At 65.0% G+C, this 13,657-nt stretch carries 21 protein-coding genes and 1 pseudogene; 16 read left to right on the forward strand and 6 right to left on the reverse strand.

Features of this window, described 5'->3' with window-relative positions; translation table 11 throughout:
• The 5 genes and pseudogenes from KQ305_RS06985 to KQ305_RS07005 form a co-directional block, all read left to right on the forward strand.
• Window positions 1-541 (forward strand): AraC family transcriptional regulator (locus tag KQ305_RS06985; protein WP_259724699.1); only part of this gene is annotated, 541 nt, incomplete at its 5' end.
• Between the two features lie 452 nt (window positions 542-993).
• A pseudogene (locus KQ305_RS06990) lies at window positions 994-1,239 on the forward strand (type II toxin-antitoxin system RelE/ParE family toxin); the annotation flags it as partial.
• A 9-nt stretch (window positions 1,240-1,248) separates the two neighbouring features.
• Complete coding sequence (locus KQ305_RS06995; protein WP_259724700.1) at window positions 1,249-1,530, forward strand: addiction module antidote protein; 282 nt, start codon at window positions 1,249-1,251, stop codon at window positions 1,528-1,530.
• A gap of 100 nt (window positions 1,531-1,630) precedes the next feature.
• Window positions 1,631-2,017: a nuclear transport factor 2 family protein gene (locus tag KQ305_RS07000; protein WP_259724701.1), complete on the forward strand. Its 387-nt coding sequence runs from the start codon at window positions 1,631-1,633 to the stop codon at window positions 2,015-2,017.
• 20 nt (window positions 2,018-2,037) lie between these two features.
• The gene (locus KQ305_RS07005) at window positions 2,038-2,493 is read left to right on the forward strand and encodes a GNAT family N-acetyltransferase (protein ID WP_259724702.1); all 456 of its coding nucleotides are present in this window, start codon (window positions 2,038-2,040) and stop codon (window positions 2,491-2,493) included.
• 63 nt (window positions 2,494-2,556) lie between these two features.
• Here KQ305_RS07005 and KQ305_RS07010 read toward each other — a convergent pair whose 3' ends face one another.
• Together KQ305_RS07010 and KQ305_RS07015 are read right to left on the reverse strand one after the other, a co-directional pair.
• A complete protein-coding gene (locus KQ305_RS07010) occupies window positions 2,557-2,694 on the reverse strand; it encodes a hypothetical protein (RefSeq protein ID WP_259724703.1) in 138 nt (45 codons plus the stop codon).
• The gene (locus KQ305_RS07015; protein ID WP_259724704.1) at window positions 2,691-3,059 is read right to left on the reverse strand and encodes a hypothetical protein; all 369 of its coding nucleotides are present in this window, start codon (window positions 3,057-3,059) and stop codon (window positions 2,691-2,693) included. Before KQ305_RS07015 ends, KQ305_RS07010 begins: the two co-directional genes overlap by 4 nt.
• Before the next feature lie 137 nt (window positions 3,060-3,196).
• Between KQ305_RS07015 and KQ305_RS07020 the strand changes: the two genes are divergently transcribed.
• From KQ305_RS07020 to KQ305_RS07060, 9 genes are all read left to right on the forward strand, one after another.
• On the forward strand, window positions 3,197-3,730 hold the full coding sequence (locus KQ305_RS07020) for a cupin domain-containing protein (RefSeq protein WP_259724705.1): 534 nt from the start codon (window positions 3,197-3,199) through the stop codon (window positions 3,728-3,730).
• A gap of 56 nt (window positions 3,731-3,786) precedes the next feature.
• Complete coding sequence (locus KQ305_RS07025; RefSeq protein WP_259724706.1) at window positions 3,787-4,005, forward strand: hypothetical protein; 219 nt, start codon at window positions 3,787-3,789, stop codon at window positions 4,003-4,005.
• Window positions 4,006-4,143: 138 nt separating this feature from the next.
• Window positions 4,144-5,031, forward strand: a complete 888-nt coding sequence (locus KQ305_RS07030) for an AraC family transcriptional regulator (RefSeq protein ID WP_259724707.1) — start codon at window positions 4,144-4,146, stop codon at window positions 5,029-5,031.
• A gap of 125 nt (window positions 5,032-5,156) precedes the next feature.
• Window positions 5,157-6,080 carry an SMP-30/gluconolactonase/LRE family protein gene (locus tag KQ305_RS07035; protein ID WP_259724708.1) on the forward strand — a complete coding sequence of 308 codons (924 nt, stop codon included), beginning with the start codon at window positions 5,157-5,159 and terminating at the stop codon, window positions 6,078-6,080.
• Window positions 6,077-6,652 (forward strand): antibiotic biosynthesis monooxygenase, encoded by a 576-nt coding sequence (locus KQ305_RS07040; protein ID WP_259724709.1) that lies wholly within the window; start codon window positions 6,077-6,079, stop codon window positions 6,650-6,652. Before KQ305_RS07035 ends, KQ305_RS07040 begins: the two co-directional genes overlap by 4 nt.
• A 269-nt stretch (window positions 6,653-6,921) precedes the next feature.
• A complete protein-coding gene (locus KQ305_RS07045; protein WP_259724710.1) occupies window positions 6,922-7,194 on the forward strand; it encodes a hypothetical protein in 273 nt (90 codons plus the stop codon).
• Between the two features lie 51 nt (window positions 7,195-7,245).
• Window positions 7,246-7,725 carry a VOC family protein gene (locus KQ305_RS07050; protein ID WP_259724711.1) on the forward strand — a complete coding sequence of 160 codons (480 nt, stop codon included), beginning with the start codon at window positions 7,246-7,248 and terminating at the stop codon, window positions 7,723-7,725.
• A gap of 9 nt (window positions 7,726-7,734) precedes the next feature.
• Complete coding sequence (locus KQ305_RS07055; RefSeq protein WP_259724712.1) at window positions 7,735-8,376, forward strand: hypothetical protein; 642 nt, start codon at window positions 7,735-7,737, stop codon at window positions 8,374-8,376.
• Complete coding sequence (locus KQ305_RS07060) at window positions 8,373-9,104, forward strand: triacylglycerol lipase (RefSeq protein ID WP_259724713.1); 732 nt, start codon at window positions 8,373-8,375, stop codon at window positions 9,102-9,104. Before KQ305_RS07055 ends, KQ305_RS07060 begins: the two co-directional genes overlap by 4 nt.
• Here KQ305_RS07060 and KQ305_RS07065 read toward each other — a convergent pair.
• From KQ305_RS07065 to KQ305_RS07075, 3 genes are read right to left on the reverse strand one after another with little or no spacing between them, the layout of a single operon-like run.
• Window positions 9,052-10,167 carry a transporter substrate-binding domain-containing protein gene (locus tag KQ305_RS07065; RefSeq protein WP_259724714.1) on the reverse strand — a complete coding sequence of 372 codons (1,116 nt, stop codon included), beginning with the start codon at window positions 10,165-10,167 and terminating at the stop codon, window positions 9,052-9,054. The genes KQ305_RS07060 and KQ305_RS07065 overlap by 53 nt on opposite strands.
• Window positions 10,167-10,892 (reverse strand): FAD-dependent thymidylate synthase, encoded by a 726-nt coding sequence (gene thyX / locus KQ305_RS07070; protein WP_259724715.1) that lies wholly within the window; start codon window positions 10,890-10,892, stop codon window positions 10,167-10,169. The genes KQ305_RS07065 and thyX overlap by 1 nt, the downstream gene beginning before the upstream one ends.
• Before the next feature lie 40 nt (window positions 10,893-10,932).
• Window positions 10,933-11,511: a thioredoxin domain-containing protein gene (locus KQ305_RS07075; protein ID WP_259724716.1), complete on the reverse strand. Its 579-nt coding sequence runs from the start codon at window positions 11,509-11,511 to the stop codon at window positions 10,933-10,935.
• A 116-nt stretch (window positions 11,512-11,627) separates the two neighbouring features.
• Between KQ305_RS07075 and KQ305_RS07080 the strand changes: the two genes are divergently transcribed.
• Window positions 11,628-12,038 carry an NIL domain-containing protein gene (locus KQ305_RS07080; protein WP_254964328.1) on the forward strand — a complete coding sequence of 137 codons (411 nt, stop codon included), beginning with the start codon at window positions 11,628-11,630 and terminating at the stop codon, window positions 12,036-12,038.
• Window positions 12,035-12,502 carry a hypothetical protein gene (locus KQ305_RS07085; protein WP_259724717.1) on the forward strand — a complete coding sequence of 156 codons (468 nt, stop codon included), beginning with the start codon at window positions 12,035-12,037 and terminating at the stop codon, window positions 12,500-12,502. Before KQ305_RS07080 ends, KQ305_RS07085 begins: the two co-directional genes overlap by 4 nt.
• On the opposite strand, the gene KQ305_RS07090 is transcribed toward KQ305_RS07085, so the two are convergent.
• A partial coding sequence (locus tag KQ305_RS07090; protein ID WP_259724718.1) for a lytic transglycosylase domain-containing protein occupies window positions 12,503-13,657 on the reverse strand: 1,155 nt, incomplete at its 5' end. It lies immediately after the preceding gene.

Below are 13,657 nucleotides of genomic sequence, written 5' to 3' on the forward strand. Positions count from 1 at the left end.
CACGCTTGACATCAAGGACAAGCCCTGCGCCGAGTGGGTTGCGGCCTCGTTCCGCTTTGCGGCGCAGGAGGTTGCGTCCGGCCGCGCGGGCTCGGAGACGGTGCTCGCCAAGCTCTCGGAACTGCTGTTCGTCGAGGCCGTGCGGCACTATGCCGAGACGCTACCGCCGGATCGCAAGGGGTGGTTCGCCGGCTTGCGCGATCCGGCCGTGGGCCGCTCGCTCGCGCTGATGCACGGACGCACCGCGCACCCCTGGACGACCGAGGAACTCGCCGCCGAAGTGCACCTTTCGCGCTCGGCGTTTGCCGAGCGCTTCACGCAACTGGTGGGCGCCCCGCCGATCACCTACCTGACCGAGTGGCGGATGCAACTTGCCGCGGCCCGGCTGCGCGACACGCCGCGCTCGATCGGCCAGATCGCCGCGGAACTCGGCTATGAATCCGAGGCCACGTTCACGCGCGCGTTCAAGCGGGCGATGGGCGTGGCTCCGGGGCGCTATCGCACCGCGAGATCGTCGTTCACGGCCCCGCTGCCAAGCTGAAGGGGTAGGTCAGCCGCAGCCAGATCATGTCGACGTTCTGGCCCGTGACCCGCATCGTGCCCGCCGACGTGCACTCGCCGTCGTTCTAGTACTGCTGCCACTCGACCGAAAGGCCCAGCCGGCGCGCACCGGTGATGGAGTCGCTGTTTTGGAGAATGGGTTCCATCAAGCGGCCGTCGGCCTATGGCGGCTGTACTTTGAGACCGGTCATCGGTATGGCGGCTTTCTGGAAGATCGGATGACTGGAAGTGGCCAAGTACGGCCCATCGTCAATCATGCCGCTTAACAAAGGCTTCGAGCCGATAAGCTCCGGCGGGCTTTGCGCACCTCTGCATGCGGCTCAAACGCGACATTAGACAGGCCGAAGACCCGTTGCATCGCCGTATCCCTGGAGATACAAGGGTGGCATGATGGAGCTTCGGGAGACCCCTGCCTAAGCCGCATGGTTCAGTGATCTGCGTGATCGAGCGGCACAAGCCCGCATCGACATTCGGATCAGGCATTTATCCCTGGGCAATCCAGGTGATGTCCGTACGGTCGGAGAAGGTGTTTCTGGGCTTCGGATTCATTATGGCTCTGGCTACCGGATCTATTTTATAAGCCAAGGCAACATGCTTATTGTCCTTCTCGCTGGTGGCGACAAGGGCTCTCAAGCGAAAGACATCCAGCATGCCAAGGATCTTGCCCGTAACCTTTAGTGAGAGCCAATGACCAAAACTGAAACAACTGTCTGGGATCCAGTCAATCATTTAACAAATAGTGAAGACATGGCAGCCTATCTTGAAGCCGCTCTGGAGGATGGAGATCCAAGCCTGGTGGCTGCTGCCTTGGGTGATATTGCTCGTGAAGCTGGACTGGGTCGGGAAAGTCTCTACAAGGCTCTCTCATCATGCGGTAATCCTGAACTGGCAACCGTCTTGAAGGTTATCTCTGCACTCGGACTTCAACTGCATGCCAGTCCTGTTGTTGAGGCGGGCACGGCTGTCTAACAATGCCATACACCTGGGCCGCCTCCAAATGACTCTTTCCCGTCGCATGGAATGTTTGCGGCCAGGTGACGATAAGCTTCAACCTACTATGTGAGCTTGCATGGAAAGTGAAATCTCTTCGGCCGAAGAACAGCTCAGGCTTGCCATGCTCGCTTCCGATGTTGAATCACTCGAGGCATTGATCTCGCCGGATCTTGTTTTCGTGACCCATTTCGGTGCGGTGCTCTCCAAGCAGGACGACCTTGAGCTTCACCGCTCTGGCGCACTGAGATTCCATTGCATTGATCCATCAGAGCGACGAGACTTGATGCTTGATCAGGCGGCCTACGTCTCAGTCCGTGTTCACCTCTCTGGTGTGTTCAACGGCTCCCCATTTCAAGACGATTTTCAGTTCTCCCGCCTGTGGCAACGAAATGAGAATGGCGCCTGGCAAGTCATCGCTGGCCAGGCCACCGTCGTGCAAGCTCTGGCGCATCCCCCTTCCTGATCCTTGCCCCCATCGGCCCTGTGCAACCCGTTCCTGTTCGCCAAGCCAGCCTCGCCGACCTCGAGGCGCTCGTTCCGCTGTTCGACGGTTATCGCCAGTTCTACGGCCAGCCCTCCGAACTGGATCGCGTCCGCGCCTTTCTGCACCAGCGGCTGACGCAGGCGGATTCGGTGCTGTTCATCGCCGAAGCCGATGGCCAAGCGCTCGGTTTCACCCAGCTCTACCCGTCGTTCTCCTCGGTGTCGATGGCGCCGATCTTCATCCTCAACGATCTGTTCGTGGCGCCCGAGGCCAGGCGTTCGGGGGCGGCCCGCCGTCTTCTGGAGGCCGCCGTGGGCCAGGCCCGCGAGGCCGGCGCCATCCGGCTCACCCTCTCCACCGCCCACACCAACACCGCCGCCCAGTCGCTCTATGCGTCAGCCGGCTGGAAGCGCGATGAGGTCTTCAGCGTCTACCACTACGGACTTCCCCGCTGATCACGGCCTTCCCCGATGATCGGCAACGGCAAGTCCGTCGCCAGTCATCACACCCCAGGGCCCTCAGAGGCCCTGCGCCCGGAAGAAGCGCTGCATGGCGTCCTCCGCCTGGGTCACCTGGGCCGGTGTGCAGGCGGAGGTCATGCTGAAGACCTTGCCGGCCTTGTTGAAGTTGACCCGGCAGGCGCCCTCGAACTTCACTTGCTGGCTTCCTTGCCGTAGGGGGCGGGATCCCAGAAGACGAAGATCGACTGGTTCTCCAGCCGGTACACCTGGCCGCGGTTGGCATCGAGGATCTCCCGCCTGGCCGGTTCACCGCGCCCATCGAAGTAGGCGTTGGGGGTGCTCTCGTTGGGCTTGAGCTCGATCCTCTGGCCCCCCTTGAGTTGGATGCTTACGAATCCCTGCCGCTGGGAGAAGGTGCACAGCCCGGAGGAGGTGGCCTTGTCCTCACCGGCGGGGAAGACATCGCAGCGGGCCTGCACGGTGTCGGCCAGCGCCGGCGGCGCCGCCACCAGGGACGCCAGGCTCAGAAGGGAGGCGGCCAGGATCGGAAGTCGTCGCATCCGCAGGGTTGGCACTGCTTCGAACGTACCCGTCGCATCGGGCGGCGTCAGTCTCTTTGTCTTTTCCTGCAGGGCTCGCTGCCTCTAGGTGCATGACCTAGGTGGCCGCAATGTGCCGACGTGGTTGGGGCTGGAGCGTGAGGGCCAAGCTGGTCAGGATCGGCAATTCACGCGGCCTTCGCCTGGCGAAGCCGCTGCTTCTCGCCGGCGGCCTGCCGCTGGCCGTGCCGCCGGCCCGGGCCGATGGGGAACCGGCCGGTGTCACGGTGCGGACGCTGGTGCAATCCACCCAGGCGTGGAACGGCACCCCTCTGCCCGCCTATCCCAGTGGCCAGCCGGAAGTCACCGTGCTGCGCATCACCATCCCGCCGGGGGTGAAGCTGCCCATGCACCAGTTGCTGGTCACCAGCGCGTCTGGCGCCAGCCTGCAGCTCAAGGCGGGCCAGGGGTTGATCGAGATGGTGAACCAACCCCACTTCGGCACCAACAACGGCAGCGAAGCCGCCGAGATCGTGGAGGTGTACGCCGGCGGCAGGCCCATCCCGCTGATGGTGGGCGGGGAGAGACGCTGTCCTGCAGTCTCTGGCGCTTGGATGGGCCACCTTGATGGATGTGATCTTGCTCGGAGCAGGTCTGTACAGGCTGTACAACGTCCTTCGCCGCCCCGTTGAGCCCCCCGCCGCCCCCCGGAAGGTCGTCCGCCCGAAGCCATGGGCGCCGGTGTTGGATGGCCCCAGATCCGCATAGGGGGCTGGGCTACGGCGTTGCCCGGGTCTCCATCTTCCACGCCGTGGAGCGTTACGGCGGCCCTGAGGGGAAGGGTGCCCCACGGCAGGATTGCATCACCCGGCGCGACCGTCCTCCCGGCGACGGCTGGGAGTATTGGCTGTTCCTGCCGGCCATCAGGGTGGAAGCGGCCATCGTTGATACCATCCACAACCGTTAGCCGGAGCTCCACCTCGAGCTGCTGGCCCTTCTGCAACGGCACGGCTCCGCGCCGAACGGGTGAGATCAGACACAGTGGCGAATCAGATCCGTCAATAGACTCCCAGAAGTGGTATTGGCAGGCTGCTCAGATCTGGGTATGGCTGATTCACGCACAATCAGAACTGACAACCTGGCGCCCATTCTGCCGAGCGTTCCCTTGCTTTCCAGTGTTGGGGCTGGGTGGCAGGGGATCACACTGGAGCAGTTCCGCTGCCCTCCGTTCGAAACCCCAGAGTATTCCTATCCAGACCACAAAATTGCCATCCATACCCGCATCCCGGAAGATCTACGGGTCAAACGGCGGTTGAATGGACGGGTGCAGGTTGAGCAGGTTATTGCAGAGCAGGTGATTGTTGTTCCTGCCGGGGTGACGCATCAGGTTCAGTGGGATCAGAGCTCGGAGTTTTTGATCCTCACCCTCAAGCCCGATGTTCTAGGCCAGGTTGCGCATGAGGCGATCGCGCCCGATCAGGTTGACTTGGTGCCGGATTTGCCCCGGGTTGATTCACTCCTTCGGCAGTTGGGGCTTGCCCTTCTCTCGGAGTTGGAGATGAATGGGGGACGCGATCATCTGTACGTGGAATCGCTCCAGAATTGTCTGGCCGTGCATTTGCTGAAGACATACTCGGCGGTTCCACCCAGGTTCCCTCCCGCAGGGCCGTTGCCGCCGTCCTCTCTCGCCCTGGTGACCGGTTACATTCAAGACCATCTCGACCAGACGCTTCCGTTGGCGGACCTGGCTGCCTTGGTGGGACTGAGTGCTTGTTACTTTGCCTCATTATTCAAGCAATCCACGGGGACTTCTCCCCACCAGTTCATTGTTCAGTGCCGGCTGCAGCGATCGCAGCACCTGCTAAAACGCTCTGATGCAGCCATCGCCGATATTGCCATTCAATGTGGATTTTCCAGCCAGAGCCACCTGACGCGATTGTTTCGCAAGCACCTGGGCACGACTCCCAAGATCTATCGATTGTCTGTGAAATGATCCACACTTCCATTCCAAATCAAAAGAATGTGCAATCATTCAAAAGAATAGGAAAGATCCATCCAGGTTTGATGGCTACCATGACTTCGACTGCTTTCCATTGACGCCGGATCAGAGGATCTCGAATGTCTACTCCAGCTGGACTTCCGCCGATTTTTGCCGAGGTGCCTGTGGCGATCGCTCCATCGCATCCGATTGCCGAGTTTCCACCCAGCACGTTCCTGGAAAGTATTGCGGTCAGTTCTGATGGCACCTTGTTTGTCAGTAGCCATCTGGATGGCAAGGTGCTTCGGATTGGAGCTGATGGTGTGCCTGTGGTTCATGCGGCCATCGCCGGAAAAGCCACGGGACTGGCCCTGACATCCGCGGGAGACTTGTTGCTGACAGCCTGGGACGCCGACGGCATACCGACCATCTATACGATTTCCCCCCAGGGCGTTGTGGCGGTGTTGGTGACTCTGCCCGATGCCATCTTCTTGAATGGATTAACACCTCTCTCGGAATCAACCTATCTGATTGCAGACTCCTATCGAGGTGCCATCTGGCAATTAAATCTGGCAGATCGGTCAGTCGGCGTGTGGCTGGAGCATCCTCTGCTGGCTCGCAGTTCCGAGGAAAGGGAGTTTCCGGCGGTCAACGGACTCAAAATCTATGGGCAGACTCTCTACGCGTCCAACACAGAAAAGATGCAGCTGATCAAGATACCGATTCAGCCCAACGGCCAACCTGGTGAACCAGAGATCTTCTTCGCCCCAGTCAATCTCGATGACTTTGCCTTTGACCAGGAGGGGAACCTCTATGGCACCACCCACATTTACAACAGTGTGATCAAGATCACTCCCGATCGCCGGATCACCACCATTGCCGAGGCAGAGCACGGGATGACCGGAAGTACCGCGCTGGCCTTTGGCGCCGGAGCGGGCGATCGCACCAGTCTTTACGTCGTCACCAACGGAGGCCTGTCGTTCCCGCTGCCGTCGGGCCTGGAACCTGCCAAGGTTGTGCGATTGGACATCGGCATCGCCGGACACCAACTCCTGCAGCGATGAATGCTCCTGAACGCCTGGATTCTGATCCACCCACGACGGTGGATGTGCTGCAACGGATCAAGCCGGGATGTGAAGCGGCCTTCGAAGGGGTTCTCGCTGAGCTGATTGAAGCGGCCATGGCCTGTGAGGGGCACCTGGGCGTCAACGTTTTTCGTCCATCCGATCCTGCCCATCCTGAATACCGCATTGTGTTCAAGTTCGATCGCATCAGCAAGCTCAAGCAATGGGAAGAGTCTCCGATTCGCCTGAGATTGTTGAACCGCGCCCGCCAGTTCACTGAGGGCACCGGCCAGTACTCGATGCTCACGGGTCTGGAAACCTGGTTTACCCTGCCCAATCGACCCGGGGTGCCTGCCCCGCCTCGCCACAAGATGATGGTTGTTTCTGGAATCACGATCTATGTTTTGATTAATCTGATCAATTTCATTCTGGTGCCGCTGATCGGTCCACTTCCGGTTTTTGTGCGGACGTTCGTGGTGACGGTGATCATGGTTGTCGTCATGACGTATTTCGCCATGCCGCGCATGACGAAGCTATTCAGGGGCTGGCTTTATCCAACCAGGCGGATTTAACGCCGGTCCCGGCGGACGATCCAATCCCTGCCGTTCGACCAAGGTCGACCTGAGTGGGTTTGGGTCATCGGTTGCCGATGAAACCGGGTCCCCTCTGGTACGCCGTCGATGCCACCCTTTTCCAGCAGCTGGGAGAGGCAGATATTCAGGCCGTCATCGATCTGTATCGACGCCCGCAGACGGTCTTTGGAACCTGCGCCTATCGGCGGCCAGGTGCTCGCTGATGGCGTCTGATCCAGACCACGGGTCCGGTGTCGTGCATGGGGGTCATGAGCCTCGAGACAGATCTGTACAGGCTGTACAGCTTTGGTCACGGCTCTGTTCGGCTCTCCCATGCTGAGTGGCGTGATGTCTTTCGTTGGATGCCCTTCTCGCTGGTGTCGGATGGCGCCGGATTCGCCCCCGGCAAGGGCCCGTCAAGGAAAGACTTCATCACCCAGCGCGACCGTTCCCCCGGTGAATGGTGGGCGTATCCGTTCTTCCTCCTGGCCATCAAGGTGGAAATGCCATCGATGACTACCCCCGGTATCTTTCGGTTGTGAATCACCGGAACCGCCGCCTAGAATCGCGAGGCTGATCCACGGAGAGCGCGGATGGTTCCCAGAAACACGATCTGTCTCTGGTACGACGGCACCGCCCTGGAGGCGGCCACGTTCTACGCCGAAACGTTCCCGGACAGCGCGGTGGGAGCGATCTTTCGTGCGCCGGCTGATTATCCTTCCGGCCAGCAGGGTGATGTCCTGACGGTCCTGTTCACCGTGGCCGGCCTCCCCTGCCTGGGTCTCAATGGCGGCCCGGAGTTCAAGCACAGCGAAGCGTTTTCATTCCAGATCGCCACCGATGACCAGGCCGAAACTGATCGGCTCTGGAACGCGATCGTCGGCAATGGGGGCGAAGAAAGTGCCTGCGGATGGTGCAGGGACAGGTGGGGTCTGTCGTGGCAGATCACACCGCGCGCCCTCACCGCCGCCATCGCCGACCCCGATCGCGCCTCGGCCCAGCGTGCCTTCGAGGCGATGATGCAGATGACCAGAATCGACATCGCGGCCATCGAGGCGGCCCGCCGCGGGTAGGGGCCATCCGTGCGCCACCCCCGCCGTCAGATCCTGCGCGCAGCCACGGCCGTGGTCCTTGGTCTCGGCTGTGTGGTCGGCGCTTTCGTGCTGCCTGATCAGCCCCCTTATCGGGCGCTCCAACTGGCCTTGGGTTGCGCTGGCTGGCTTGGCCTCCTCATCGGCACGATGACGTTCCTGTGGGCCAGGGCCGCCTGCTCGGCTGAACGGGCCCTGCTCCAGGGCCGGGAGGTCATCGGGCGCTGGCACATCGATCCCGACCTCTGGCAGCAGTTCGTCGCCCTGAATCGGACCTTCAGCAGCAATCAGATGGCCGCGCCCTCCACGATCCCCGCCCAGGGCCTCCGGGTGATCGTCAGTCCCGCCGCCCTGCTGGTCGGCGATCAGGTGGAACTGTTCAACCGCACAGCGGTGGTGGATGGCCGCGTGCGCCATTGGGGTGGCGACTGGACGGTGACCCAAGCCAGCCTGGGAGGCGATCACCCCTGCTGCCTTTACCTCTATGCCGGCATCCGAGGCGACAGCGGCCCACCCTCCTTCAACAACCTGATCGTGCCTGTCCCCACCGAGGCGATCCCCGACGCCATCCGGGTGCGTGATCACTTCCTTGCTTGTATTCAGCTCCAGAGCAACCCCAGCCCCGATCCATGACCAGCCAGCCGATCGTGATCCTCGGGGGCTTCCTGATCAGCCCGGAGGCCTATGGGCCGATGGTCTCGCGGTTGGAGCAGCTGAGCGGCCAGCCGGTGCGGCTGGTGCCGGTGGGCAAGGCCGAATGGCTGCTCACCGTCTTCGCCTTCGCCTGGGCGCGGATCCTCGATCGGGTGCAGGCCACCGCGGGCGAGCTGGCCCGCCAGTCCCCCACCGGCAAGGTGACGCTGATCGGCCACAGCTCCGGCGGCATCATGCTGCGGCTGTTCCTCAATGACGCCCCGTTCCAGGGGCGCCGCTACGACGGCAAGGCCCTGGCCGACACCCTGGCGATGCTGGGCAGCCCCCACACCGCCATGAAAGCCACGCTGTTGCGCCAGATGGTGGCGGAGCGGCTGCCGGGCTGCCCGTTCGCTGATCAGGTGCGGTACGTGTCGGTGGCCGGCGACCTGGATCTGCAGGCGGCCTCCCCCATGGCCCAGCGCCTGGCCCCCACCGCCTACCGCAACAGCACCGGCGATCCCCACGACCGGGGCGACGGCCTGGTGCCGGTGGCCTCGGCCCTGCTGGCGGGCTCCACCCCCCTGGTGCTGCCGGGGGTGGCCCATGGCGGTGCCTTCGGGCCCAGCTGGTACGGCAGCCCAGAGGCGGTGGAGCGCTGGTGGACCGCCGCCTTCAGCGGGGCTGGGGGGCCACCGGGGTCGTGGCCTGCTGGCGCAGCTCGCTGACCACACCGCTGCGTTTGAGCGCGCTGATCGCCTGGTCGATGCGGTCGGTGGTGGCCTCCGGCAGTGCCGGGGAGAAGGCGAAGGCCTGGGATTCGGGCCGGATGCCCTCCAGAGCCAGGCTGGGCAGGAAACCCTTGGTTTCTTCCTGCAGCAGCAGGTGGCTCAGCTGCAGGTTGTCCGCCAGAAGGGCGTCGATCCGGCGGGAGGCCAGCTGCTCGCCCCCGGCCGCGATGCTGTCCAGGGGCACGATCGTCACCTTCGCGCCGCTGCTCGAGGCGTTGAGTTCCTTCAGCAGCGCCTCGCTCACGGTGCCGCTGCGCACCCCTACCCGCGAGCCGCGCAGATCCGCTGGTGAACGGATCGCACCGGTGGCCTTGCCCTGGATCTCGCCGGCCACGTTCACGGTGAGATAGCCCACCAGAAGCGACGCCGAGACGATCCGCACCAGATAGGCCAGGATCACAATCCCGTTACCGCGGGTGGTGGCCACGATCGTGTTGCTGCCCGGCCCGGTGGCCAGCACCTGGAACACCTTGCTGCTGTGGCGCAGGAAGCTTTGCCTGCTGTCCGGGGCCGGGTGGGAGCGGGCCTCCAGCTTCAGGGTGAGCCAGGTGAGCAGCGCGATCGCCAGCAGGTAGCCGCCCAGCAGTTGCAGCAGCGTCGGCGTCAGCAGGGCGCCCAGGAAGGAGCGCCCCAGATCCAGTCGGCTCTTGATCACCATCACCGCCAGGCCGTCCTCCTGGAAGGGGAGGCTGAAGCGGTAGCGCTGCAGGCGGTCGGGCGAGACGTTGATGCAGCCCACCGCCACATCCAGCCGCCCCTCGCGGCTGGCCTCCAGCATCTGCCGCACCGACGGCCACTCGGTGACGACGTAGGGCAGCCGCTCAAGGGTGGCTACCCGGCTCCAGAGATCGATGGCCAGACCCCGCCAGACCCCTGCCACCTGGTAGCTGCAGGGCGGCGAACCATCCACCACCCCCACCCGCAGCACCGGTGCCGCCGCCGCTGCCCCCGGCAGGCCCAGGGCCAGGCAGAGGGCAAGGCCCCAGCTGAGGCGTTTCATCAGGGTGCCAGCCGCGCCCGGTGCAGCCGGCTCTTCTCGTACCAGTCGGCGAACTCCGGCACCCACAGCTGCAGGTGGGGCCACATCAGATCGCAGAGTTCGCGGATCTCCTGCTGGGCATCGAGCTTGGCCCGCAGGTCGAGGAAGTGCAGGAACGCCCGCAGGGTGAAGCTCACCACGAAATGCTGGCGATAGTCGAACGGCAGGATGCCGCGGGCGTGCTCTTCGGCGAAGCCCGCATCGAGCAGGTCGCGATAGCGCTCGGCCGCCGTCCGGCAGAGCTTCAGATCAATGGCCCGCTGGCCGTCGTCGTAGAGGTACTTCTTGCCCTGGCGGTCGCTGTAGGGCCCCACCGGCCGCAGATAGAACACCTCCTCCAGCTCCAGTTCGCCTTTGGCGGCCCTGCGGATGCGGTCGCCCGTGTACCGCATCGACTGCACATCGAAGCTCACCCCCACCCGATGGGTGCGGGCCTGCTGCATCACCGAATGGGGGAACCAGCCCACGTTGAGCACGATCTGGGCGTGCTCCAGGGGGCCGTAGTGGCCGCGTTCGCCGGCCAGCAGACGCTTGACGCAGATCTCCCCGGCCTTGGTCTCCTCCGGCCACTCGGCCCGGTCGGCGGCCACGAACCCCTCGCTGTAGTCCTGGTGCATCCCGGCGTAGACGCACTGCTGCGGGTTCGGCGTGGCGGCGATCAGCTCGACCCGGAAGCGGGGATCCATGGGCGGGGGGTTCGGGGGGAAGGGGAGGGACGTGGCGGGATCAGCCGTGGCTGCGGGGGCCGGTCTGGGGCGGGGCCTGGGGCTGGGGGCGGGCGCTCTCCGCGGCCGCCTCGGCCAGGGCACTCACGGCCCCCACGCCCGCCAGCTGGGGCAGGGGTGTGCCGTCGACCAGGGCGGTGCTGAGGGCGTCGAGTTCGGTGCCGCTGCGGGCACCGATGGAGCGGCCCACGGAACCGCCGGCGGCGTCGAAGAACTCCAGCTGGGGGATGCCGTTGACGTCGTAGCGCTCCAGTTCCGGCTGCCAGCGGGGATTGTCGACATTGAGCAGCACCACATCCATCCGGTCGTGCTGCTGGCGCTCGATCCGCTCCATCGCTGGCGCCATCGAACGGCAGGCCTCGCACCAGTCGGCGTAGAACTCCACAACGGTGGGCTTGCCATCGGCCAGGGCCACCGTGAGTTCGGGCGACTGGCGGGCCAGCCTCTCCAGGGGGGCTTCCGGATGCAATCCGCCCCGCAGCCACAGCATCAGCAGCACCAGCAGGGCCGCCACGGCCGCCAGAACCATGCGCTCGGTGCGGCCGAGGCTGGAGGGGGGGGAACTGCCCGATGGGGCCATGGACACCAATGACACGATGTGGCGCCCACTCTGGCAGCGCTGTCCCTCTGGCAGGGCTCGCACCAGGGGCTCTCTCAGGACATCGTTGCTAGCGTCAGCGTTCCCGGGCAGGAGCGGTGAAACGGCGCCTCACTCTCCACTTCCCCTCCGAGGCGGTGCACCAGCCGATCACCTACCGCCTCGCTGTCGACTTCGACATCGCCGCCAAGATTCTGCGGGCCCAGATCGCCCCCAACCAGAGCGGCACCATGGTGGTGGAGCTCTCTGGTGACATCGACGAGCTCGACGCCGCCGAAGACTGGCTGGAGGGCCAGGGGCTGGGACTCAACCGCGCCCCCGGTGAGATCCGCATCGATCCGGTGCTCTGCGTTGACTGCGGCATCTGCTCCAGCGTCTGCCCCAGCGGCGCCCTCCACTACACCCCGGCCACCCAGCGGCTGCAGTTCGAGGCCTCCCGCTGCCTGGTGTGCGAGCAGTGCATCCCCAGCTGCCCGCTGGAGGCCATCACCCTGGTGCTGGAGCCATGAAGGACGTCTTCCGTCTCATGCTGCTGCCGATCCAGGCGCCGATGCTGCTGGTGCTGATGGGGGTGAGCACCTACCAGGGCATGCACTGGAGCCATGCCCTGGAGAACGGCAGCTCCCATGTGCAGGAACTCACCACCCTCTTCTGGTCGGCCGAATGCCTGCAGGCCCTGCTGATCGTGTTCATCTGCACCATGCCCGATCTGGTGATTCGCCAGGTGTCGATCGTGATGGCCGCCAGCCGGGTGGTGAGCCTGGTGGTCACCCTGCTGCTGGTCACCATCGGTGGCCTCTACCTGCTGCACCTCAACGTGCTGGCCAACGTGCTGATCATGGCCTCGGCGGTGTTGCTGGCCCGGCTGGATCTGCTGCGGGTGCGGGTGGTGCCGCCGCCGTTGGTGCTGGCCGGGGTGCTCGCCCTGCTGGTGCTTGGCGGTGCCAACTTCGGCCGCATGCTGGTGCGCTGATCAGCAGCCCGGTTCGCCGCCCTGCTGGTAGCTCCAGACGTTGCCCAGCACCTTTTTCACGTAGAGGCGCGTTTCGGGGTAGGGAATCGCCTCCACCCACAGCTCCGGATCGCTGCGCAGGCGAGGGCCCACCCAGCCGGCCACGGCGCCGGGCCCGGCGTTGTAGCTGGCCACCGCCAGCAGCGGGTCGCCGTCCCACTGGCGCAGCAGCTGCGCAAGATAGCGGGCGCCGAGGCTGGCGTTCCCGGCCGGGTCCTCCAGCAGCTGCTCCGGCACCGGCCCACCGGCCAGTTCAGCGGCGGTGGCGGGCATCAGCTGCATCAGGCCCGTGGCCCCCACCGGCGAGCGCACCGCCGGGGTGAAGCGCGACTCCTGCTTGGCCACGCCCAGCAGCAGCTCCATCGGCAGCCCGGCCTGGGTGGAGGCGGCCCGGAAGGCCGCCTCAAACCGCAGCGGATGCAGGCTGCGCTCCAGTTCCCGTTCCAGGGCGCACTGGTTGCCGTCGAGCTTCAGGCTGGCCTGCTCCAGCAGGCCGAAAGCGGTCCAGTCGTCACCGACCCCCTGGCGCAGCCGCCCCTCCAGCAGCAGCTCGCGGCTGCCATCGGGGGCCCGGCGCCCGCGGCGGTGGCGCCAGGTTTCCCAGGCCTCGGTGCCCTGATCCAGTCGCCAGAGCCGATCGAGGATCCCGTCACCGCTGGCCAGGGGCCGCCAGTCGTTGCGCCTGTCAGGCGTGTGGGGGCCCGCGCCCAGCTGCAGATCCCCCTGGCCCAGGCGTACCGCGGCGCGCCAGCCGTAGTAGCCGCCCGGATGGCGCCGCAGCAGCGCCTGCCAGGTGTCCCTGGCGGCGGCCCCTTCACCGAGCTGTTGCTGAATGAAGCCGATCCAGAAGCTCTGGCGGGCGGCCAGCGGCGGCGGCAACTGGTCGGTGGGGATGGCCTCCAGCAGGGCCATGGCCGCACGCCAGCGGCCGGCCAGCAGCCGCTCCCGCACGAGATCCCACTGCAGCGTGCGGCTGGCAGGGTCGAGGGGCCAGCGGCGCAGCAGGGCGAGGGCGGCCGCGTCGGTGGCGGGATGGGGGCCGTCCCCCTTGGGCTCGGCGTCCAGGATCCGCCGCGCCAGCACCGGGGCACTGTCGCGCCAGCGGGGCGGCAACCG

It is taken from the genome of Synechococcus sp. CS-1332 (assembly GCF_025127995.1).
GTDB lineage: Bacteria > Cyanobacteriota > Cyanobacteriia > PCC-6307 > Cyanobiaceae > Cyanobium.